Genomic DNA, 533 nt, shown 5'->3' on the forward strand with positions numbered 1-533 from the left:
AGTAGCGGCCCTGCAAATCTTTAACAAAGATGGGAAAAGGGATCCCGTCGAGGATAGCCTTGAGACGGGCTTCGCTCTCTTGCAGGGCCAGCTCCGCCTCTTTTTGCTCGGTGATATCTTCTGTGATGCCGGCAATGCGGATCACTTCTTGGCATTCATTGAAAATAGGCCGGCAGGAAGTCCGCAACCAGCGCACCCGACCATCTCGATGGAAAATGCGATAGGTAACCGGCTTCTCTCCTCGGATAACTTGAGGTGCGGCTTGCAGAACCTGAGGCAGGTCTTCGGGGTGGATCCTGTCTTTCCACAGATCCGGCTTCTGGTAAAACTCCTCCGGCGTGTATCCCCAGATCTGTTCACAACGCGGACTTACGTAGGGAAATTGACCAAAATCTGCTGAACTTAGGAAAAAGCTTACAGGAACAACTTCCGCAATTTCCCGGAAGCGGGCTTCGCTTTCCCGCAGCGCCAGTTCCGCCTCTTTTTGCTGGGTAATGTCGCGGGTGCTGCAGACGATTCCTGCCACCGCAGGA

The 533-nt window shown here is 54.2% G+C and carries 1 protein-coding gene; it reads right to left on the reverse strand.

Features of this window, described 5'->3' with window-relative positions; genetic code table 11:
• The coding region (locus NW827_RS10430; protein ID WP_414503660.1) for a PAS domain-containing protein at positions 1–533 on the reverse strand (533 nt) is incomplete at both ends.

Origin of the sequence: Synechococcus sp. H70.1 (genome assembly GCF_047502705.1) — a bacterium.
Taxonomy (GTDB): Bacteria; Cyanobacteriota; Cyanobacteriia; order Thermostichales; family Thermostichaceae; genus Thermostichus.